Genomic DNA, 20,589 nt, shown 5'->3' with positions numbered 1-20,589 from the left:
CTAATTTCGATTTTTAGTTAATGCTATTTGTAAGCAAAAATTGCGCCGTTCATGCCTATTATAAAATCTAATTATCACAGAAGGCCATGGTATTTGTTAAACGGTCACTTTGAGACCATCATTCCTTCATTATTTTATGAAGTGAAGGGAGTTGAATATGAGCGTGAACGCCTTGAGTTAGCCGATGGTGATTTTCTAGATCTGGATTGGGTCAGGAGAGGAAATAATAGATTGATTGTCCTTAGTCATGGTTTAGAGGGAAGTGCCGATCGGCATTACATCAAACGTCCGGCACAGTACTTTTCGAATAAAGGTTGGGATATTCTTGCCTGGAACAATCGCAGTTGTAGTGGTGAAATGAACCGATTACCACGATTGTATCATCATGGAGCGACGGAGGATATTGGAGCGGTAATTGAAAGAGGACTGTCAGAAGGATATGAAGAGATGGTTTTGATTGGATACTCAATGGGCGGAGGAATGCAGCAGAAATATCTGGGGGAGCGTAATCCTGATCCAAGAATAAAAGGAGCCATTTCATTTTCTGTCCCTTGCAATGTGCAGAATAGTGCGGAGATGCTTCGAAAGGGAGCCAGCAAGCTGTATGAGAAACGATTTGTTAAGAAAATCAAAGAAAAGATTCTTACTAAATCAGAAATAGTAGAGATGGATGTGGATGGAATTGGTGATGTGAAAACCTTTCGTGAGCTGGATGAGAAGTTTACCTTGAAGGTGCATCGGGAATACTCCAGCGCCGACGATTTCTATGCAAAAATCACCAGTGATCAATTTCTTCCAAATATCAAAATACCGCTTCTGATTGTAAACGCACTTAATGATCCTATGCTAGGAGATAAATGCTATCCAATGGAGCTAGCTGAAAAGAGTCAGAACATCTATCTGGAAATGCCGGAAAAGGGAGGTCACGTAGGCTTCACCATCCCCAATAGTGAATGGAGCTACATGGAATATGCCGCTGATCGATTTATTGAGGAGGTTATTTACCCTTCTCCTCAAACTTCAATGCAGCCCCATTGATGCAATATCTCAGACCTGTGGGTTTTGGGCCATCAGGAAAGACATGCCCCAGGTGTCCATCACAACGAGCACAGAGTACCTCGGTTCTGACCATACCATAAGCCAGATCATCTTCTTCAGCCACATTCACTTCATTGATTGGTTCATAAAATGATGGCCATCCGGTACCGGATTTGAATTTGGTGGAGGACTCAAAAAGGGGAAGCTGACAAGCAGCACATGAATAAATCCCTTCTTTTTTATTGTCATTCAATTCGCTGGTAAACGCTCGCTCAGTTCCTTTTTCCCGCAGTACGTAATACTCCATCTCTGTCAATTCTTTCTTCCATTCAGCTTCAGATTTTTCTATTTTTTCAATGGATGATGTTTTTGATGCTGTCTTCTCCGGTTTCTGCTGGGCGCAGGAACCAAAGGAAAGTACCATTGCAATAAGGACGATTAGCTTTTTCATACCCGATTAACGAATTAAACAGTGAAGTCGGTTTCAATGGATGTGTGAATACGTCTTTCAACTGACTTTTATTTTCTTGAAGTTAGCATGTAATTCAGTCAAAAAAACGACAAGCTGAGCCATTCCACGAAGGGAATCTATTTTTACGTCAAAACGCTCACTGTTTTAGTTGATAGACTCCTTCGGGAGTGACTTTTTGATAGTAACTTACTTTGTGAATAATTAACCATTCTTCCTCTGCAACTCAGTTAGCGTTTTGGACCCTAACTGAGTTCGTCAATACTTTATTTCTCCAAAATCCCCAGGTATTTTTTCCAGATGCCCACTTCGTCTATGTACTGTTTAGCCATCACTCTGGTGATTTGCGAGATATGACCAAGATCATGCACAACCCATGAGGAGAGTAAATTGCTCAAGGTCACCTCGCCCAACTCAGGATGTCTGCCTTTTTTCTTAAGATTGTTTTCTACATCCAGCGATTTAAGCTCTTTGAGGTTGGCTTTTCGCAGATTGTCGAATTGATCCAATAGCTCGTTAAGTGATTTCCCTTTGCTATTTTCAAATTGAGCAAAACGGTCGAATGGCTCAAAGGGTTTATCAACTCCATCCTCTAAAATGATTTTAGTGCGAGGAACCCAGTCTGTTTTTTCTCCATGAATTAAGTGACCAACCACATCAAATGGACTCCAAGTGTCAGGACCTTCATTGGGAGTGATCCAGTCGTTGGGGAGGTCTTTTAATAATTCTTTAAGTACAATTGGAGTGCGCTCAAGAATAAGGATGGATTTTTGAAGGTCGAATTGCATCTGATAAAGATACGATCATACTTCTATTTCAATCGCTCAATTGCCATCTGGGCTACCCGCTCGCCAATGGCTAATGAAGAAGTTGCAGCAGGTGAGGGTGCGTTTCCAACGTTGATAAACTTATCGTGCTCGACTACCAGAAAGTCATCAATCAATCCACCTTTACGATCGCAGGCTTGTGCACGTACACCAGATCCACCTTTCACGAGATCTTTTTTTTGGATTTCCGGGATCAGTTCTTGAAGTGCTTTTGTGAATGCCCCTTTAGAATAGGAACGATACATTTCGCCAAAACCTGTTTTCCAATATTTATACGCTACACGCATGAATCCAGGGTAGAATAGCGTGCCCATCAGTTCTTTCATATTGATCTGGCTCTTTTTGTAGCCTTCCCGTGCAAAAGCTAAAACCGCATTCGGTCCCGCCTCTATGCCTCCATCGATATGTCGGGTGAAATGAACCCCTAGGAATGGAAAGTTTGGATCCGGAACGGGATAGATCAGGTTTTTGACCAGATATTCTTTGTCTGGTTTGATCTTATAATATTCACCTCTGAACGGCACAATTTTGTAGTCAATCTTTGCACCTGAAAGTTTGGCTATTTTATCTGTGTAAAGCCCTGAACAGTTAACGACCACACGAGTAGTTAGGCGTTCATTTTCTGTATAAACATGGATGAATCCGCGCTCTTGCCTGAAGGACACGAGCTTGTTTGAGGAGAATATTTCACCGCCAAAATGCTTGAATTTTTCGGCATATTTATCAGCTACAAGTTTATAATCAATGATCCCGGTTTGAGGAACCCAAAGCCCACTGACACCAGCGACGTGTGGCTCATATTCTTTTAGTTCTTCCGCTCTTAGTTTTTTGATTCCCAGCAAACCATTGGCCATTCCTCTTTCATGGAGTGTGTTTAAAGCATCCAGTTGAGTTTCTTTGGTTGCCACAACGACCTTGCCGCAAAGCTCAAAAGGAATTTCTTCCTCCTTACAAAAGTCAATCAGCATGTTGTAGCCATCTACACAGTTTTTTGCTTTGTAGCTTCCTGGTTTATAATAGAGGCCCGAATGAATGACGCCACTGTTGTGACCAGTTTGATGCTGAGCGATGGTACGCTCTTTCTCTACAATGGCAACCTTGTAGTTAGGATTCTTTTCTTTGATTTTCAGTGCGGAAGCAAGTCCAACGATACCTCCACCAATCACAACAACATTATACATAAACCTGTTTGAGTGTGCGGGGCAAATATCGTTGGTACGCTTAAATTCCTACAACTGAATGATGTTTTTTCTGATTCTTATTGAAAATTTTCTTAGACACCTAGTCTTTAATCTCAATCATTTTGACGCCACCGAGACCGGAAGCAACATACAGGTAGTCATCATGAACTAGGATATGGTTGACAGATTCTGCAGTATTAAGCTCAAGTTTGCCTATGATTTCAATATCTTTTTTATAGGAAGCCACATATACTCCTCCTTCTCCGTTGCTGATAAATAGACGATCCTTTTCAGCAGAAACTGCGTTCGTGACAGAATTGTCAGAGAAGGTAATGTGTCCTTCCAGATTTCCATCCATATCATAAATAAGCACTCCGTTTTCACCTCCGGCAATAAACACCAAGTCCTTGTCTACATCCACTGTCATTTTTGCCTCTTCAAGTGGCTTCCCGGCATGGCTGAAATTATCTTTCTCTTTCAGATCATCATTGTCAAACGCGTATATTTTATTTGGTGATCCTGCCACACAGACCATAGATTTTCCATCTGATGTAACCCATTTCGCATCTTCTACCGGTTGATAGCCTTTCTTCTGTAAGGATGAACTTAGTTGGTAAAGTCCTCCTCCTTGTGAGGCAAGATTGCCAGAAGTTGCATAGATATCCGATCCTATTTCCAATACGCTGTTTGCAGCATAGCTACCTAAAGATTCACGTATGCTTTCTTCAGATTTAAAGGTTCCATTTCCCTGGTTGAAGCCGATTTTTTGGATGAATGCCGGGATGGACATAGAAGAAGTGGACCCAACGAAGAACAGACTGCTTCCTGAAAAAGTTAAGTCATTGATGTCAGAATCATTAAAAAGTACTTGCGAAGTAATTTCTAGGTCATCGGTTAGCAGGTCAATTCCACCGGCATAAGTCTCACCTTTGAAGTTGTAGCTTACTGCCAATAGCTTACCTTTTCTGGTTATCGATGTTGCTTGAAGTTTGTTTTCATCAATTGACGGTGGAGCTAGTTCGCCCTTTAGGATCAGCTCAAAATCTGCTTTTCCTCTACCATTTTCGGAAGTGTTTACAACAACCGATTGGTTCATTTTGGTCATTCTTTCATTTAGCTGAGCTTTATCATTGTTAATGGAAAAGTTGCTCTGAGAGACACCTTCACCTTCCTGTGAACAGGAAAACATTAAAACTACAATAGCAAGCAAAGCAATATTTCCTTTGAGGAATTCTTTCATTCTAGACGTTTTCATTTGTATGGTTTAAAGTTTTAGAAAACTCAAAACTAGGCCTACTGATATCGTCTGGTGAGCGAGAAATTCGTATTTAGCAGAATACGTTTTTTACGTAGATTGATTATTCAGGCCACTTTATTGTTTGCTCATCTGCAAAAAGTGGTCCCCATTGAATTTCCTCCAGGATGTCTTTGTGAAGCCAGAAATTCATACCGAAACTTTCAGATGCTATCATCGTTTGAGCAGGGTGGTCTTCTGATGACATATCTTCAATTTCCAGGTCTTTTACTCCCAGCATTTCCAGTTCGTCCATGAGTTCATCCTGACTCAGCCCAATTAATGATGATCCCTTAAACAAATAATCCTCTGAAGAAACTGACAGAATGGTCAGGCGCCAGTCTTCTGCCTCCTCAAAGCTTAGGTCGAGTCGAAGTGGGTGGTATTCCCAGGCGTCACTTTGGTCAGATTCATCTTCGCTATAGTGGGTGATTTCCTGGTGATCGGGTTCACCAAGAATTGATTTAACCTCATCCCTATTCATACCAAATTTCAGTTTCCCAAGACCAACTCCGGGCAATATGTCTATTTGAATTTTTTCCATAATCGACAGTAAAAGTATTGATTGGAAATGGATTCATTCAAATCAATGATGTAATTCTACAAAAACGGAGGGCTGAATCAGACTTCCAAAGTTTTTTAAAACTTCGGAAGTCTCATGCTTTGAAGGAAGATGCTGGAACAAGCCTGTCTGCCGACAATGGCAGGTTCGGCATGACGCCAGAATAGAACAAGTATTTTAAGCCAGCAGGTCAGTTAAAAAGTACTCTCAAAAACCATTAAATTTATTCCGCAAAATCCAGCGTATGAAATACATTCCTATTCTCTTTTTAGCAATCGTTTTTGCATGCGGCTCACCCGCTGAGGAGCCTATCCAGTGGAAGTCCATCGAAGCTGACTTGCAAACATGGATGATCCAGGCACAGGATGGAGATACCATCACCATACCGGAAGGAAATTTCATGTTCAAAAATCCACTTATTTTGGATGGTGTAAGTGATGTTATTTTTCAGGGTGCCGGAATGGATAAAACCATTCTTTCTTTTAAAATGCAGGAAAGTGGAGCTGAAGGTATCCGTGCTGCAAACTGCAAAAACCTTATATTTCAGGATTTTACCATACAAGATGCTTTGGGTGATAATATTAAGATCACTGATACATATGGCATTCGATTTACAAATGTGAAATCTGAATGGACCGGCGAACCGAGCCAAGAAAATGGCGCTTATGCCTTTTATCCGGTGCTATGTAAAAATGTGATTGTTGAGAATAGCATAGCTATTGGTTCATCAGATGCCGGAATCTATGTAGGACAATCGGACAGTGTGATCATTAGAAACAATGAAGTCTATCACAATGTTGCTGGTATTGAAAGTGAGAACAGTAGATGGGTGGAGATATATGGCAACAATGCGCATGACAATACCGGTGGAATTCTGATTTTCGATATGCCTGGATTGACTCAAAGTGGGCATACTACTCGTGTGTATGATAATAATGTTATTAGTAACAACCATGAAAATTTTGCGCCGGAGGGAAATGTAGTAGCTGTTGTTCCACCGGGTACCGGAATTATGATGATGGCCACACGAAATATCGAGGTATTTAATAACCGCATTCATCACAACAGAACGATCGGGACTGCTCTTGCCAGCTATGTATTGGTGGAGGCTTTAGGAGCGGAGGAAGGTTCGCAACTTGATTCTGCCAATGCAAAGATCAACGAGGCATATGATCCGTATCCGAACTATGTCTACTTCCACGATAACGAGTTCAAGAACAAACATTGGTTTCCAACCTTTGAGAATGATTTCGGCCTACTCTTCCTAAGATATTTCACCTTCAATCTGCCGGATTTTGCAATGGATGGCATCATGCCGGAAGGAGAGGAATTTGTGATGTGCCTACAAAATAATGGTGAGTTCAACTTTGCCAACATTGATGCTGCTAATGATTTCGAGGGTCGCACCACCCAATGGAATATGTACGACTGTCAGGTAGGAGTTATAGAGCCGATATTTCAATGAAGTACTATACTGTCATAGTCTTTTTGTTTTTTATTTCCTGCTCTTCACCACAGAAGAAGCCAATCGAAATAGAAGAGGTGAGTTTGGGCGTAAAGGAAATATCAAACTATCCGAAGTATCTCAGCGAATGGCAACTGTTTGAAGAGCCGCTTAAGAATCTTGAACCTAAAGGTGAGCGTACTTTTCCTTATAAAATCAATTCTGCGTTATTTTCTGACTATGCATTTAAAGCTCGGTTCATCAAGCTGCCGGAGGGTGAAATAATAACATATCATGAGCAAGAGGTTTTGAATTTTCCTAAAGGGACTATTCTAATCAAGAACTTTTATTACCCAGGCGATTTCCGGAAAGCTGAAGCTGATCGAAGAATTATTGAAACCAGGTTGATAATTCATGAAGAGAAAGAATGGAAGGCAATTGTCTATAAATGGGATAATGAGCAAACGGATGCTAAGCGTGTAATTCTTGGAGAAAAAGTTCCGGTGGAATGGACGGATGTTAGTGGCCAGCTACAACGAATTAACTATTATATCCCATCACAACCTCAATGTAAAAGCTGCCATGATTTAGGAGGTGATCTTGTGCCTATCGGTCCTTCGGCGAGACAGTTAAACAGAGACAATCAACTTTCAAACTGGATTAAAAAAGGTTGGTTAGATGTGCCCGAGAATGTTGGATATCCTCAACTGGCCAATTATGATAATAAACAGGCACCATTAGATGATCGGGCACGTGCATGGCTGGAGGTCAATTGTGCCCATTGCCACAGGAGGGAAGGTCCGGCTAAAAACTCCGGACTGTATCTACTAGCATCACAAACCGATCCTTATCGACTGGGTGTAAATAAGCCACCTATTGCAGCAGGTAAGGGGTCTGGTGGATTAAAGTACAGCATTGTTCCAGGCAATCCGGATCAATCCATTCTTGTACATCGTATTGAATCATTGGAACCAGGCGAGATGATGCCAGAATTAGGAAGGAAGATGACTCACAGAGAAGGAGTGGAGTTAATTCGTGAGTGGATAAGTGAGATGGAATAATAAAAGATTGCTTCAAAACCTCTTTAATGTCATCCTGAACTTGTTTCAGGATCTACCTTAAAAATCAGGATAGATTCTGAAATAAATTCAGAATGGCACCTATACAGTAAGCTTTTTTGAAGCAACCTTTTATAGGCTATTAGATTCTACTCATCCAATTTAACAGCATCAACCTCAGCTTCTTTCACTTCATTATTAAACTCCACTATTCGGTTTTCAAAAATGGAATTCAGCATGTCAAGTTGTTCATCAATCATGGTTGTCACTTCATCATAAAACTCCAACGCTGAATCTGTCGGTCGATAATTACCCACGCCCATAAGAGAGCCTAAATGTCCAAGCTTGTTGTTCAGACGAATAGGGAAGTTAAGTGGATCCTGCCCACTTTCATTCTTCGTCTGGTAAAGCGCCTTTTCAATCTCAGACATCTCTTTGATTATCTCTTTTCCAAGTTTTGAGATACTGTCATTTTCTGCCTTCTTCATTACATCACTGATTTGAGCTTTTGCTTTTCTGATGTTGATGATCGCCTCATGTGTTTCTGTAAGTTTATCTCTGACTTTAATAAGGAAATCAAATTGTGCCTGATAATCTGCCTGCGTTGACTCGCTTCTCGGGTCAGCCAGCAGCTTAAAATCTCGGACAGACTCATTACCATTCACTGTCATTCTCACTTTGTATTCACCAGGTGTTGCTGTTGGTCCACCGGTGCTGGCCCACCATAAAATCATTCCGTCAAAAGTTTTTGCACCGGGATATTCCATATTCCAGTTCATGGTGTTGAATCCAGGTTTAATTGCAAGCTTTTCCTCATTTGCATCTTTATCAGGATGAGTGGAAAATGATTTGATTAAATCACCGTCTGCTTCATGAAAGCTAATGGATATAGTATCGGTACTCAAAGTGTCCTTTACAAAGTAATTGACCAAAACGCCCCCCGGATGATTCGTGCCGGCAGTCTTGGATGTTCTACCATTTCCACCACCTAGTCGATAGCTATCCATTGGTTTGTATAAATGATGAGATTTACCGTTTGCCTCGTTTAGTTGATAGAGAGGAGTAAGGTCATCAATGATCCAGAAACTTCTTCCCTGTGTGGCAGCAATCAGATTGTTGCCTTTGATTGCCAAATCTGTAATCGGAACAATAGGTAGGTTCAGCTGGAATGGCTGCCAACTAGCTCCATCGTTGAAGGAAATATACATTCCTGCTTCGGTTCCGGCATACAGCAATCCTTTCTGGTTTGGATCTGCCCTGACTACCCGAGTGAAATGTTCAGGTGCAATCCCATTGGTGATCTTCTTCCAGGTTTGCCCGTAATCCTCTGTTTTATACAAATAAGGGGCAAAATCTCCGGATTTGTATTTCGTACCTGCGATGTACAATCCACCTTTGTTAAAGGGATCTATTTCAACGCTATTAATCATCATCCATTCCGGCATACCCGATGGAGTCACATTTGTCCAATTTTCTCCACCATCCCTGGTCACGTGCACCAATCCATCATCTGATCCGGTCCAGATCACACCCTCTTCGTGATAGGATTCTACCGCCGCGAAAATGGTACAGTAATACTCTACACTTGTGTTATCTTTTGTAATAGGCCCACCTGATGGACCTAGTTTACTTGGATCATTTCTGGTAAGGTCAGGGCTGATTACTTCCCAGGTCTGCCCTTCATTGGTTGTGACATGAAGTTGGTTAGAAGCCGTATACAGCTTGTCAGAATTATGAGGTGAGAAGAAGATAGGGAAGTTCCATTGGAATCTGTACTTGAATCCTTCAGCACCATGTCCCATCGGATTGTCCGGCCACACGTTTACTGCTCGAATCTGCTCATTTTCATGATCTACCCTGGTTAAAAATCCATCATAGCTTCCTCCATATACAATTTCATTGTTATCTGGATCAGGAGCAATATGTGCACTTTCTCCACCAGCTGTCGACTCCCAGTCATCTTCGTCTATAAACCTGCCTCCGGATCGATGGTCAATCCGCACAGTGGAGTTATCCTGTTGTGCACCGTAGATTCTGTAAGGGAACGAATCATCCGTCGTGACTCTATAAAATTGAGAAGTTGGCTGATTATGATAGGTAGACCAATTCTCCCCGGCATCAAAAGATACCTGTGCACCACCATCATCACCGATTATCATGCGTTGATTGTTTTCCGGTGCTATCCATAAATCATGATGATCACCGTGAGGTGCGTTGTAGGTTTGGTATGTTTTTCCACCATCAGTTGATTTGTGGTATTGTACGTTCAAAACATATACACCATCTTCATCCTGAGTATCTGCGTAAATTCGGGTATAGTACCACGCTCTTTGTCTTAGTTTTCTCTCTTTGTTTACAAGTCTCCAGGTTTTACCGGCATCATCAGAGCGGTAAACGCCACCATCATTGTTTTCAATGATTGCCCATACTCTATTGGAATTCATAGGTGAGACAGACACTCCGGAAATACCCCAGATTCCACCTGGTAAGCCTTCGTTTTTAGAGATGTTGGCCCAGGTGTCTCCTCCGTCGGTACTTTTCCATAGTCCTGATCCGTCACCACCGCTTTCTAAGCTGTATGGGGTACGTCTGATTCTCCAGGTTGATGCATAAAGAATACGAGGGTTGTTGGGGTCAAAAGTCAGATCAACCGCCCCAGCATCTGCATTGGAAAACAGAACTCTTTCCCAGTTTTGACCACCATCTTTACTCCTGTAAACCCCACGCTCACTACTTGATTTGTAAAGGTCACCCATGACTGCTGCATACACTAAATCTGGATTTTTAGGGTGTATTCTGACTCGCGCTATGTGTCTGGAATTCTTCAATCCAACTTCCTGCCAGGTGGTACCGGCATCTACTGATTTCCACATGCCCCAGCCGGATGATACATTGCCTCTGACGGTCTTTTCCCCACCCCCAACATAGATCACATTATTGTCCCACTCACTTACTGCCACTGCTCCAATCGATCCACCAAAATATCCATCTGAAATGTTCTCCCAGGTTTGACCACCATCTTTCGTTCTCCACACACCACCACCTGTGGTGCCCATGTAAAACAAATTAGTTTTTCCAGGCACACCTGTGACAGCTGCAGATCGACCTCCTCTGAATGGGCCAATATTTCGCCACTGCATTCCTTCATATAGGTCTTTACTATATGTTGGTGTGTTAGATGAGTTTCCCTTCCTTTTTTGTGATTCACCTTCAAAAGCAATGAAAGCCATAACCACAATAGCTAGTAATATCTTCTTCATACGTTTAGGTTTTAGTTTGTTTGAAGTTAATGATTTCGTATCTTCTAGATTAACAGTAACCTACACTAGAGGTTATTTAATCGTGTGGGTGGTGGTGCGGAACTTTTCCTGCATTTTTAATTTTATCTTTTGATAATTTTGGTAAAAAAATCAGTTGAATCAGCGTGAGTAGAGGGAGTTTGTCTGAAATACATAAGGAAATCATTGAAGAGATGATTTCTGAATCTTTGAAAAAGGCTGCCAAATCCATGGAGCAGATGCTAAGGATTAGGGTTAATCCTAAATTGATCCAATATGGAGAAGGATACCTGAAGCCTTTACATGAATTTGATGACTTGGGAAGGTTCAAAGTGAACCTAATGAAAGTTGCTTTTAGAGGCGAAATAAATGGAGCTTTTTATTTCGTGATCAACAGTCATGAAATGGATTTGATCAATCAGGTGAACCTTCCGGATGATATCACCTATTCCAGGTCTTCACATCACAAAATGATGCGAAATGATTTTATGGCGGAAATTGAAAATCTGATTGCCAATATGTCTATCGCTGCTCTTTCTGAATTCTTAGGTGTGGAGGTCACCGGTGAGGTACCGATCATTCGAAATATGAAAGGTGAGTTGGTAAACGCTTACCTGGAAAATGAAAATGAGCAGAATAAGACCGGATTTTTTGTAAAGTCTATGCTTAATGGTGTTGTGGTAAACATTGCCCCTCATTTTCTATGGATGATAGATGAAAATTTTGTGCGTATCACCAAACTTAATACAGTAGCCTAATCTTTCTTTTTAAAATTCAAAGCGCCTGAGTTCATGCAGTATCGCTGACCACTGGGTTCCGGACCATCCGGAAAAATATGACCCAGATGACTTCCACATTTTGCACACTTAACTTCCGTTCTGGTCATACCGAAAGATTTATCCTTTGCGAAATCTATTGCATTTGCCGAGATAGGATCATAGAAGCTCGGCCAGCCAGAACCTGAATCATATTTTGTTTCTGAAGAGTAGAGTGCATTTCCGCATGCAGCACATTCATATATGCCCTTATCCTTATTTTCAAGCAGGGCACCAGTCCATGGTCTTTCGGTTCCTTTTTCCCTCAGAATGTGATACTGTTCTTCGCTGAGTTTTCTTTTCCATTCCTCTTCCGATTTATTGATTTTTTCCATGGTTTTTTGGATTAGCTATTCTACTGTTTATGATCGTATTGACCCACTCATCAAATATTTTCAGATAAACGCAACTAAGTAAGTCAATTTTGCATTAGAAAGTTCGAAACCTTTCCGAAAAGGACAACTAATGAAGAAGAGACAAATAATTATTGTAATAGCTGTTGTAATCGTTGCTGGTTCATATGGCTTAAATGAATACCTGGCGACCCTTAAGGAAGAACCGCAAATAAGAAAGCCTCCTCAGGCTAAAAAGTACGTTACTACGACTGCTGTAAAATACAGTGATCTAAAAACAGATGTGATCACCTTTGGCCGGGTTGAAAATGCACAGGTGCTGGATTTGATATCCGAAGTATCTGGTAGAATGTCACAAGGGAATGTGCGGCTAAAAGAAGGCGAATCCTTTAATAAAGGACAGTTAATTTATAAAATTGACGATGAAGAAGCAGCGCTGACACTGAAGAGTCAAAAGAGCAATTTCCTTCGTGATCTGGCTGGAATATTACCTGACCTTAAGATTGATTTCAGCACCAACTATGACAGCTGGCAAGCTTATTTTGATGGGTTGAATATTAACAACCCTTTTCCTGAACTTCCCGAAACAAAGACCTCAAAGGAGAAAACTTTCTTGGCGACTAAAGGAATCTATTCTGCCTACTATTCAATTAAGAGTGCTGAAGTAAGATTGGAAAAGCATCGGTATCATGCACCTTTCTCAGGTAGCATTATGGAAGTAGCCATTCAATCTGGCTCTTTTGTCAACCCCGGCACTCGCATAGGAAAAATCCTACGCTCCGGAATTTATGAAATGAAAGCCGCTGTAGAAACGCGAGATATTGCATGGATACAGGTTGGTTCGCCGGTGGAGATTTTTTCAAAAGAATCACAACAGTACTGGAAAGGAGAGGTGACCCGTATCAGCGATTATGTTAATCAAAACACTCAGTCAGTAGATGTCTTTGTTTCCATTTTTCCAAATGGTCAGAAAATTTATGATGGTCAGTTCTTTCAGGCATCCATTCCTGCACGGACGGTAAAAGATGGCATGATCATGCCAAGAAATGCGATTTATAACGGAAATGAAGTATTTGTACTACAGGACAGTTTGCTGAAGAAGAAGAGTATCAATGTGATTCGCCTTTCGGAAGAAGATGCCATCTTCAATGGACTGAAGCCAGGCGAACAATTGGTTGTAGAGCCACTATTGGGAGCTTATAATAACATGAAAGCTTTTAAAAGGGAAGTAACAGATATTGATCTGGAGACAGGAGAAAGCAAAGAAGTACAGCTTGGGACGGCAGGGAAACAGGCATCAACTAACTAAAGAATTAAGTCATGAGTTTCGTCAAAAGTTTAATTGAGTACTTCGTCAAGTATCCAATACTTGCAAATATCCTGATAGCCCTCACGCTTATTGGTGGTGTGGTAAGTATGATAAACACCAAGAAATCATTTTTCCCGACTCTGGAAGATAAGAATATTACCGTATCAGTTTCCTACCCGGGCGCATCTCCTGATGAGATGGAAGAGGGGGTAACATTGAAAATTGAAGAGGCTCTGAAAGGGGTTGTGGGTATTTATCAGGTGACGTCTACTTCTTCAGAAAACTTTGCGAGCATCAATGTTCAGAAAATTGATGGGTATGACATTGATGAGCTTTACACGGATGTGAAAAACTCCGTAGATGGAATCAGTTCCTTCCCTGCCGGAGCTGAGAAACCAATCATAGTTAAGCAGAAGTCAAGAACCACTGCTCAGTGGCTTGCCCTAACGGGTGATGTTGACCTGAATACCCTAAAGCAGTTTGCGGAAGGTGTAGAGGATGAATTATTAGCAACAGGAGTCATTTCTCAGGTTGGTATTTCAGGTTTTCCTCAGCTGGAGATTTCTATTGAGGTGGCAGAAGATGTTTTGAGAAGATACAATCTCACATTTACAGAAGTGGCAAATGCGGTTAGGGTTAATAACCGTGACGTTTCTGCCGGTTCCGTTAAGACCAGTACAGAAGAAATTCTAATCAGGGCCAGGGCCAAGGACACTGATGCAGACAAGATCGGGGATATTGTTATCCGAAGTAATAATAATGGCCAGAATTTACTATTAAGAGACATTGCTACCATCGAGGAAAAGTTTGCGGATCAACCGAATAAATCATTCTTAAGTGGAAAAAGAGCAGTTTTCATAGAAGTAAGGAGACTTGAGCGAGAAGATTTGGAGCAGATTTCTTTAGTTGTCAATAACTATGTTGAGGAGTTTAATGAAAAGAACAGTGCGGTTCAGCTGACCATGACCTGGGACTTTATGTCGATGTTGAATCAACGATTGGACATGCTGACTTCAAATGGTCTAATGGGACTTACGCTTGTACTGATTTCATTAGGACTGTTTCTTAGTTTAAGGCTTTCTTTCTGGGTAGCATGGGGTATCCCTTCATCATTCCTTGGAATGTTCATTTTAGGCACATTCGTAGGTCTAACAATCAACATGATTTCATTATTCGGGATGATTTTGGTGATCGGTATTCTGGTGGATGATGGAATTGTAATTGCTGAGAATATTTATTCACACTTTGAAAAACATGGCAATCCAATCAAAGCAGCAGTACAGGGCACATTGGAGGTAGTTCCTGCCGTATTTACTTCGATATTAACAACTATGGTAGCATTCACGCCGCTATTGCTGCTCACAGGTGGTTTTGAGATGCTGAAGGACATGGCAATTGTCGTCATCTTTAGTCTTGGTTTCTCACTGATAGAAGCCTTTTTTGTCCTTCCGGCCCACCTTTCCAGTAAAAATGTACTATCAATTAAAAAGGAAGATACCCGAAGCTTTAAAATCAGATCATTCCTGAATGGTATCATCGATTATTTAAGGATCAAAGTCTATGGACAGGCGCTGAAATTCACCATGAAATATCGTGCAGTCTCTGTTTCGATTGTGGTCGCTTTTGTAATGATTATAGTAGGTATGATGCGTGGAGGGATTATCCCATCCACCTTGTTCCCACCAATTGCCTTTAACAGTGTAAATGTGGAAATAGCATTCAAGCCCGGTGAACGAGAAGATAAAGTAGAAGGATATTTAAAGCGATTTGATGAAGCTGTCTGGCGGGTAAATGAAAAATTGAAGGAGGAGACTGGTACTGAAAAGGATATTGTAAGAAACACGTTTACCAGTATTGGTAGTTCGTCTTTTGAGTCAGGTTCCCACACTGGTTTTGTGAATATATTCCATGAAGAGTTAGATGAATTTGACCTCAATCAATACGACATCATCGACAAATTGAGAGCTGAGATTGGTCCTGTTCCTGAAGCTGAAAAGTTTGCGATCGGAGGAAGAAGCCGATGGGGTAAGCCAGTTTCAGTAAGGATTCTGGGCAAGAATTACGAAGAGCTGGCAGAAGCTAAAGATTATTTGATATCAGAATTAGATCAACTACCGGCACTTAAAGATGTAACGGATGACATTCCGATTGGAAATAGAGAAGTGCAGTTAGATCTACTTTCACAGGCGTATTTTTTAGGCCTAAGTAACACGGACATTACACAGCAGTTGCGACAAGGATTCTTTGGTGAAGAAGTGCAACGATTCATGAAAGGGAATGATGAGATCAGGGTTTGGGTTCGCTATCCAAAGGAAGATCGGAAGAGTATTGATCAACTGGAGTCTGTGAAAATAAAAGATGGAGATCGTGAATATCCCCTCACACAGCTTGCTGACTATGAAATCAATCGAGGTGTTTCAGGAATTAAGCATTACGAAGCTTCACGTTCGGTTACTGTGGAGGCTGATATGGTAGATCCATTTGGTGATGCTAATGTGATCCTCGAAAAAGTTGAAAATGATATTGTACCTAAGATGTTGGTGAAATTTCCAACAGTCAAGGTTGATTATGGGGGACAGGCAGAAGAAAGATCAAGGTCAGCCGGTGAGATGGGTACCTATTTCCTTGGAGCCTTTATTGTGATCTTATTCATATTGATGATCAATTTCCGCTCCGTATATCAGGCAATCCTCATCATTCTGATGGTACCACTTGGCTGGATGTCCGGAATCTTAGGTCATGGTATTGAAACCTGGATAAGCGCTACGCCAAAACCAGTTTCTATGCTTAGCTTATGGGGTATGATTGCACTCATGGGTGTAATTATCAATGATGCGGTAGTATTCCTATCCAAGTTCAATTCTTTGGTGAAAGATGATGGACAATCGGTTTACCAGGCTGCATATAATGCCGGTATAGCCAGGTTCAGGCCTATTATGCTCACTTCGCTAACGACCGTGTTGGGTCTTTACCCGTTGATTAAGGAAACCAGCTTTCAGGCACAGTTTCTTATACCTATGGCCATCTCTGTAGCTTATGGAGTGCTATTCGGTACTATCATCATACTGCTTTTCTTCCCTGTGTTTATTTTGATTGCAAATGATTTACGTAGGTATGCGAAGTGGCTATGGACAGGAGAAAAACCAACACGGGAGGATGTGGAACGGGTGCTCATCGATGAGCGTAGGATGGAAGAATATAAAGAATCAGCGTAGATTCTGAAACAAGTTGCCGGTAACAAAAGAAAAATACAACCACGTCACCTCGACAAAATGGAGAGGTCTCCAGATTTTTACATGGATTTCTATGGGGACTTCTCACTGTGTTCGAAGTGACGGCTTTTCTTTTGTTACCTCTGGTCTAATTGCTGAAGTGCAAAAAAAACCAAAGGATGACCTATTTATTTGAATTTGAATTTTTTGAAATTATCACCCTGAATATGTTCGGGTCTAAAGGATTATGAAATATTTATCATTACTGCTAATAGTTTTTTTAACGCTTGAAGTACAAGCACAAGAACAACTTTCACTTTCAGATGCCATTCAAATAGGATTGGAACGAAATTATGGTATCCGAATAGAAGAGAAGAATGTGCAGGTGGCTGAAAACAACAATAGCTGGGGTGAGGCTGGTAGACTTCCTACAGTAAATCTGAATGTTCAGAGTCAGAACTCCGTACGAAACCAGCAGTCTGATAATCAGTTCTTTGGAGGTCAGTTATTTCCAGGGTTTGAGTTGAATAATCAGCAGAACTTCGGAGTAACGCCCGGAGTAACGGTGACATGGAATATCTTTCAAGGTAACCGTGCTATAATAAGCAAAAGAAGGCTGGAGCAACTGCAGGCTGAATCAGAACAAAATGCGGATGTAGTGGTGGCAAATACCATTCAATCGATCATCCTTGGATATTATATAGCTGTTATGGAGCAGCAGCGATTGGAGGAGTTTCAAAAGCAATTAAATCTATCATCAGATAAGTTCGACTACATTCAGGCGAAGTACGACCTGGGAGGTGCAGTTACTTCTGATAAGTTGCTAGAAGAGAACAACTACCTGACAGATTCTGCTACTGTGCTAAATCAGCAATTGGCTTTGAATAATGCATTTCGAAATTTGAATCTACTGTTAGTTCAGGAAAACATCAATCAAAAGTATGTTCTAACAGATTCGCTGATGATCGAAGATTTCACCTATGAATATGGTGACCTGACGCAAGCTGCATTTAATCAAAATGTTGATTTAAAGTCTATATACCTTTCTCAGACCATTTTGAAAACAAATACCGATTTACAACAGGCAGCAAGATATCCTACTTTATCCCTGAATGGTGGATACAACTGGAACAGAAATGTAAACGATCTGACAGATGCCAGGTACGAGGGCCCAAACACCAACTATCAGAATCCACCTGAACCTTTGATTTCAAAAACAGGAAACTACTTTGCTAACTTCACTCTAAGCTTCACCCTTTTTGATGGCAATCGAATTAACAGAGCGATTCGAAACGCCATTGTTCAGGAAGACATTGGAAATATAAGGATTGATCAACTTAAGAAAAATGTGGAGCGTGATCTGGCAACAGCATATGATCAGTACCTGGTGAGAAAACAGCTTTTAGCTATAAATCAGCGTAGGAGAGAGGCCGCTCAGGTCAATCTTCAAAACTCAGAGGAAAAGTTCAAGAATGGTTCGATCAATTCATTTGATTACAGAGACGTTCAAAACAACTATCTGTCAGCGGCTATTCTGGAGCTACAGGCCATCTATAATTTGATTGATTCCAAGGTGACTTTGATGCGACTGACCGGTGGTTTAATACGAGAGTACAATCCGTAAAAACACGCATTTTTAGATTTAAATGCACTTTTTACCTAATTCATTGTTAGGTTAGGTAATATGTCATTTAGAAAATTACCGGTTTACCTTGCCGTTTTAGCAGGGTCAATTATTGCCTTTCATATTGTTGGCTTTATCAAAGCTGAGGGTTCTCCCGTAGCAATCAGTTCGCATGCATCTATACCGGGCTATGCGTTACAGAATGCCCATATTTATCTAACTGATAAAGTACATTCCCGTAGTTTGTTGCATATGCGAGAAGCTGTTCGCTCCATCGAGTATTTAAAAAACAATGCTTCCGGAGCAAGCAAGAAGCATTTAACTACAGGTTTAAATGCTTTAAAGCGAGTGGAGTCGATGATGGATTCAGGTCTTTTCCATTCCGACAGTCTTAATATAAATAGTGTTATTGCTTTGAATGCATTGATTTATTATGAAATAGAACATGCAAAAGCATTTATAGAGCAGGAAAAACGTCCACAAGCTATGAAAGCGCTGGAACTAGCCATTGCCAACCTTCGAAATGCACTAGATTTTGCGAAGGGGAACAAGAAGGAGTATGAAGTACAGATTTTCTCTGATATTAACAGCGTCACATCCAATTACTATGCAGACAAGGATGATATGATCGTGATCCTTGATGGAATATTAATGGAGTTGGAAGATTTAGATGTGGCATATAGTCAGTAAGAGTTTCTAACCTCATTTAAGAACTGTTCCATAGACCTTTTCACCTCTTCTGTAGATCTGGTGTAGTGATTATTCATAAAAGAGAAAATCATTCGCTTTCCTGATTTGGTAACCAAGTAGCCACTGAGGTTATGGTTATTGCTTAATGTGCCTGTTTTGGCGTAGATAAATGGAGTTTCTTCCTCGCTCGGTAGATAAAGTTCTTCCAGTGTCCCTTCTCCTCCTGTTGGCAAGAGGATAGTCATTCTTTCCCAACCAAATTCATCATAGCATGTTTTTAACAACCTCACCTGGTCAACCGGGGCAATCAGGTTATACCGGGACAACCCCGATCCGTCCACCCAGACCATGTCGGTCAGATTAAGCAACCAGGTATCTCTCACTTGCTTTATAAATGGCTTTACCTCCTCAAACCCATGCCACCCGGCTGCCATTAACAGGAGCTGCTCAGCAAGGAAATTATCGCTTGGTTTTAACATTTGTATCAGCATTGAATCAATTGGTTGTGAATACAGTGTGTCACTAAAAACCATCAATCCCTCATGTAGATTCACCTTACCTTTTAAGGTATCACGAAGCAATTCAAGCAACAATTCCTGTGAGTATTCGAAAGGAATGATTCGTTCAAAATTAGACGTATCACTTTCCAGATAAGCTTTAAAAACATTGAATTTTAGTTCTCGATCCACAAGCTCACCGGGTCGAGTCTGATTCAATACCTCTACATAATCCTCAAAAAACGAAGGAGTAATGGTTAAGGTATCATTTACTTTTCTGATACTAACCGTATTGCCATACACAGGCCACCATGCACGTTGAGGCTGGAAGTTGTAGATGTAATCGTCCCATGCCCAGCCGGAACCGAAAAGCCTGGGTTCAGTTTCAGGCCAGCAAACCGATATATTGCCAGATTTTTTTAAGAAATCATAGGATCGTTGATTTTCAAATGGATGATACAGAAAAGAGGGATCACCCAAGGGTCTTACATAAAGATTAGAATCTTTTTTACTATAAAGAAGGGAAGGAATTGAATCTGAAAAGCTTTTTAAGGCCACATACATGGTCAAAAGCTTTGTGTTGGAAGCCGGTGTAAATTTCAAAGTTGAATTGTGGCTTGCGATGAATTGACCGGATTCGATATCGTATAAACTGAAGCCTGTGAATTGATTGGAAAACACCTCTGACTGATTCAGGAGCCGTGTTACATCAGTTTCGACAGCCAGTTGCTTTACGCTTGCACATGAGCTCAGCAGGATAAATAAAAGGAAGCTGGTGTAAGGATTTCTCTTGAGTGATGATAAGGAAAAATACTTAATCATGGTTTTTATTAGTGAAGTGAGCTTTTTTAAAGCTATTTTTCCGCTCGTGGAGCACTATTTTTTTCGTATTCCTAATTTATTTATTTTGCTATCACTAATCTAAACCAAAAGAAACT

16 protein-coding genes are annotated in these 20,589 nt (G+C 40.9%); 8 read left to right on the top strand and 8 right to left on the bottom strand.

Annotation, left to right across the window (positions count from 1 at the left end):
• Positions 1-51 precede the first annotated feature (51 nt).
• Positions 52-1,038, top strand: a complete 987-nt coding sequence (locus RIC88_RS00745) for a YheT family hydrolase (protein WP_350215511.1) — start codon at positions 52-54, stop codon at positions 1,036-1,038.
• Here RIC88_RS00745 and msrB (RIC88_RS00740) read toward each other — a convergent pair.
• The 5 genes from msrB (RIC88_RS00740) to RIC88_RS00720 all read right to left on the bottom strand — a co-directional run bounded on the left by msrB (RIC88_RS00740) (position 998) and on the right by RIC88_RS00720 (position 5,353).
• Positions 998-1,489 (bottom strand): peptide-methionine (R)-S-oxide reductase MsrB, encoded by a 492-nt coding sequence (msrB, locus tag RIC88_RS00740; protein WP_350215510.1) that lies wholly within the window; start codon positions 1,487-1,489, stop codon positions 998-1,000. The two genes, RIC88_RS00745 and msrB (RIC88_RS00740), sit on opposite strands and share 41 nt — an antisense overlap.
• A 284-nt stretch (positions 1,490-1,773) precedes the next feature.
• Complete coding sequence (locus RIC88_RS00735) at positions 1,774-2,295, bottom strand: DinB family protein (protein ID WP_350215509.1); 522 nt, start codon at positions 2,293-2,295, stop codon at positions 1,774-1,776.
• 23 nt (positions 2,296-2,318) lie between these two features.
• A complete protein-coding gene (lhgD, locus tag RIC88_RS00730) occupies positions 2,319-3,515 on the bottom strand; it encodes an L-2-hydroxyglutarate dehydrogenase (RefSeq protein ID WP_350215508.1) in 1,197 nt (398 codons plus the stop codon).
• Between the two features lie 100 nt (positions 3,516-3,615).
• Positions 3,616-4,770 carry a hypothetical protein gene (locus RIC88_RS00725; protein WP_350215507.1) on the bottom strand — a complete coding sequence of 385 codons (1,155 nt, stop codon included), beginning with the start codon at positions 4,768-4,770 and terminating at the stop codon, positions 3,616-3,618.
• Positions 4,771-4,873: 103 nt separating this feature from the next.
• A complete protein-coding gene (locus tag RIC88_RS00720) occupies positions 4,874-5,353 on the bottom strand; it encodes a hypothetical protein (RefSeq protein ID WP_350215506.1) in 480 nt (159 codons plus the stop codon).
• Between the two features lie 262 nt (positions 5,354-5,615).
• Between RIC88_RS00720 and RIC88_RS00715 the strand changes: the two genes are divergently transcribed.
• Both RIC88_RS00715 and RIC88_RS00710 read left to right on the top strand, forming a co-directional pair.
• A complete protein-coding gene (locus RIC88_RS00715; protein ID WP_350215505.1) occupies positions 5,616-6,836 on the top strand; it encodes a parallel beta-helix domain-containing protein in 1,221 nt (406 codons plus the stop codon).
• Positions 6,833-7,876 carry an SO2930 family diheme c-type cytochrome gene (locus tag RIC88_RS00710; protein ID WP_350215504.1) on the top strand — a complete coding sequence of 348 codons (1,044 nt, stop codon included), beginning with the start codon at positions 6,833-6,835 and terminating at the stop codon, positions 7,874-7,876. The genes RIC88_RS00715 and RIC88_RS00710 overlap by 4 nt, the downstream gene beginning before the upstream one ends.
• Positions 7,877-8,022: 146 nt before the next feature.
• On the opposite strand, the gene RIC88_RS00705 is transcribed toward RIC88_RS00710, so the two are convergent.
• The gene (locus tag RIC88_RS00705) at positions 8,023-11,133 is read right to left on the bottom strand and encodes a WD40/YVTN/BNR-like repeat-containing protein (protein ID WP_350215503.1); all 3,111 of its coding nucleotides are present in this window, start codon (positions 11,131-11,133) and stop codon (positions 8,023-8,025) included.
• A gap of 164 nt (positions 11,134-11,297) precedes the next feature.
• Between RIC88_RS00705 and RIC88_RS00700 the strand changes: the two genes are divergently transcribed.
• Positions 11,298-11,909: a hypothetical protein gene (locus RIC88_RS00700; RefSeq protein ID WP_350215502.1), complete on the top strand. Its 612-nt coding sequence runs from the start codon at positions 11,298-11,300 to the stop codon at positions 11,907-11,909.
• Here RIC88_RS00700 and msrB (RIC88_RS00695) read toward each other — a convergent pair.
• Positions 11,906-12,301 (bottom strand): peptide-methionine (R)-S-oxide reductase MsrB, encoded by a 396-nt coding sequence (gene msrB, locus RIC88_RS00695; RefSeq protein WP_350215501.1) that lies wholly within the window; start codon positions 12,299-12,301, stop codon positions 11,906-11,908. The genes RIC88_RS00700 and msrB (RIC88_RS00695) overlap by 4 nt on opposite strands.
• Before the next feature lie 130 nt (positions 12,302-12,431).
• On the opposite strand from msrB (RIC88_RS00695), the gene RIC88_RS00690 reads away from it, so the two are divergent.
• From RIC88_RS00690 to RIC88_RS00675, 4 genes are all read left to right on the top strand, one after another.
• The gene (locus RIC88_RS00690) at positions 12,432-13,628 is read left to right on the top strand and encodes an efflux RND transporter periplasmic adaptor subunit (protein ID WP_350215500.1); all 1,197 of its coding nucleotides are present in this window, start codon (positions 12,432-12,434) and stop codon (positions 13,626-13,628) included.
• A gap of 11 nt (positions 13,629-13,639) precedes the next feature.
• Positions 13,640-16,843: an efflux RND transporter permease subunit gene (locus RIC88_RS00685; protein ID WP_350215499.1), complete on the top strand. Its 3,204-nt coding sequence runs from the start codon at positions 13,640-13,642 to the stop codon at positions 16,841-16,843.
• 244 nt (positions 16,844-17,087) lie between these two features.
• Positions 17,088-18,464, top strand: a complete 1,377-nt coding sequence (locus tag RIC88_RS00680; RefSeq protein ID WP_350215498.1) for a TolC family protein — start codon at positions 17,088-17,090, stop codon at positions 18,462-18,464.
• Positions 18,465-18,524: 60 nt separating this feature from the next.
• A complete protein-coding gene (locus RIC88_RS00675) occupies positions 18,525-19,154 on the top strand; it encodes a hypothetical protein (RefSeq protein ID WP_350215497.1) in 630 nt (209 codons plus the stop codon).
• Here RIC88_RS00675 and RIC88_RS00670 read toward each other — a convergent pair.
• Positions 19,148-20,473, bottom strand: coding sequence for a D-alanyl-D-alanine carboxypeptidase (locus RIC88_RS00670; RefSeq protein WP_350215496.1), 1,326 nt, complete (start codon positions 20,471-20,473; stop codon positions 19,148-19,150). The two genes, RIC88_RS00675 and RIC88_RS00670, sit on opposite strands and share 7 nt — an antisense overlap.
• Between the last annotated feature and the right edge of the window lie 116 nt (positions 20,474-20,589).

Source organism: Ekhidna sp., from assembly GCF_040220215.1.
Lineage (GTDB): Bacteria > Bacteroidota > Bacteroidia > Cytophagales > Cyclobacteriaceae > Ekhidna.
This window is presented reverse-complemented; position numbering and strand designations above follow the sequence as displayed.

What these genes read in the sequence shown, in the direction of transcription:
- RIC88_RS00690 (WP_350215500.1), top strand. Translation starts at nt 12,432, where the DNA reads ATGAAGAAGAGACAAATAATTATTGTAATAGCTGTTGTAATCGTTGCT.
- RIC88_RS00725 (WP_350215507.1), bottom strand. Translation starts at nt 4,770, where the DNA reads ATGAAAACGTCTAGAATGAAAGAATTCCTCAAAGGAAATATTGCTTTG.
- RIC88_RS00705 (WP_350215503.1), bottom strand. Translation starts at nt 11,133, where the DNA reads ATGAAGAAGATATTACTAGCTATTGTGGTTATGGCTTTCATTGCTTTT.
- RIC88_RS00670 (WP_350215496.1), bottom strand. Translation starts at nt 20,473, where the DNA reads ATGATTAAGTATTTTTCCTTATCATCACTCAAGAGAAATCCTTACACC.
- msrB (WP_350215510.1), bottom strand. Translation starts at nt 1,489, where the DNA reads ATGAAAAAGCTAATCGTCCTTATTGCAATGGTACTTTCCTTTGGTTCC.
- RIC88_RS00675 (WP_350215497.1), top strand. Translation starts at nt 18,525, where the DNA reads ATGTCATTTAGAAAATTACCGGTTTACCTTGCCGTTTTAGCAGGGTCA.
- RIC88_RS00720 (WP_350215506.1), bottom strand. Translation starts at nt 5,353, where the DNA reads ATGGAAAAAATTCAAATAGACATATTGCCCGGAGTTGGTCTTGGGAAA.
- RIC88_RS00685 (WP_350215499.1), top strand. Translation starts at nt 13,640, where the DNA reads ATGAGTTTCGTCAAAAGTTTAATTGAGTACTTCGTCAAGTATCCAATA.
- RIC88_RS00715 (WP_350215505.1), top strand. Translation starts at nt 5,616, where the DNA reads ATGAAATACATTCCTATTCTCTTTTTAGCAATCGTTTTTGCATGCGGC.
- lhgD (WP_350215508.1), bottom strand. Translation starts at nt 3,515, where the DNA reads ATGTATAATGTTGTTGTGATTGGTGGAGGTATCGTTGGACTTGCTTCC.
- msrB (WP_350215501.1), bottom strand. Translation starts at nt 12,301, where the DNA reads ATGGAAAAAATCAATAAATCGGAAGAGGAATGGAAAAGAAAACTCAGC.
- RIC88_RS00745 (WP_350215511.1), top strand. Translation starts at nt 52, where the DNA reads ATGCCTATTATAAAATCTAATTATCACAGAAGGCCATGGTATTTGTTA.
- RIC88_RS00710 (WP_350215504.1), top strand. Translation starts at nt 6,833, where the DNA reads ATGAAGTACTATACTGTCATAGTCTTTTTGTTTTTTATTTCCTGCTCT.
- RIC88_RS00735 (WP_350215509.1), bottom strand. Translation starts at nt 2,295, where the DNA reads ATGCAATTCGACCTTCAAAAATCCATCCTTATTCTTGAGCGCACTCCA.
- RIC88_RS00680 (WP_350215498.1), top strand. Translation starts at nt 17,088, where the DNA reads ATGAAATATTTATCATTACTGCTAATAGTTTTTTTAACGCTTGAAGTA.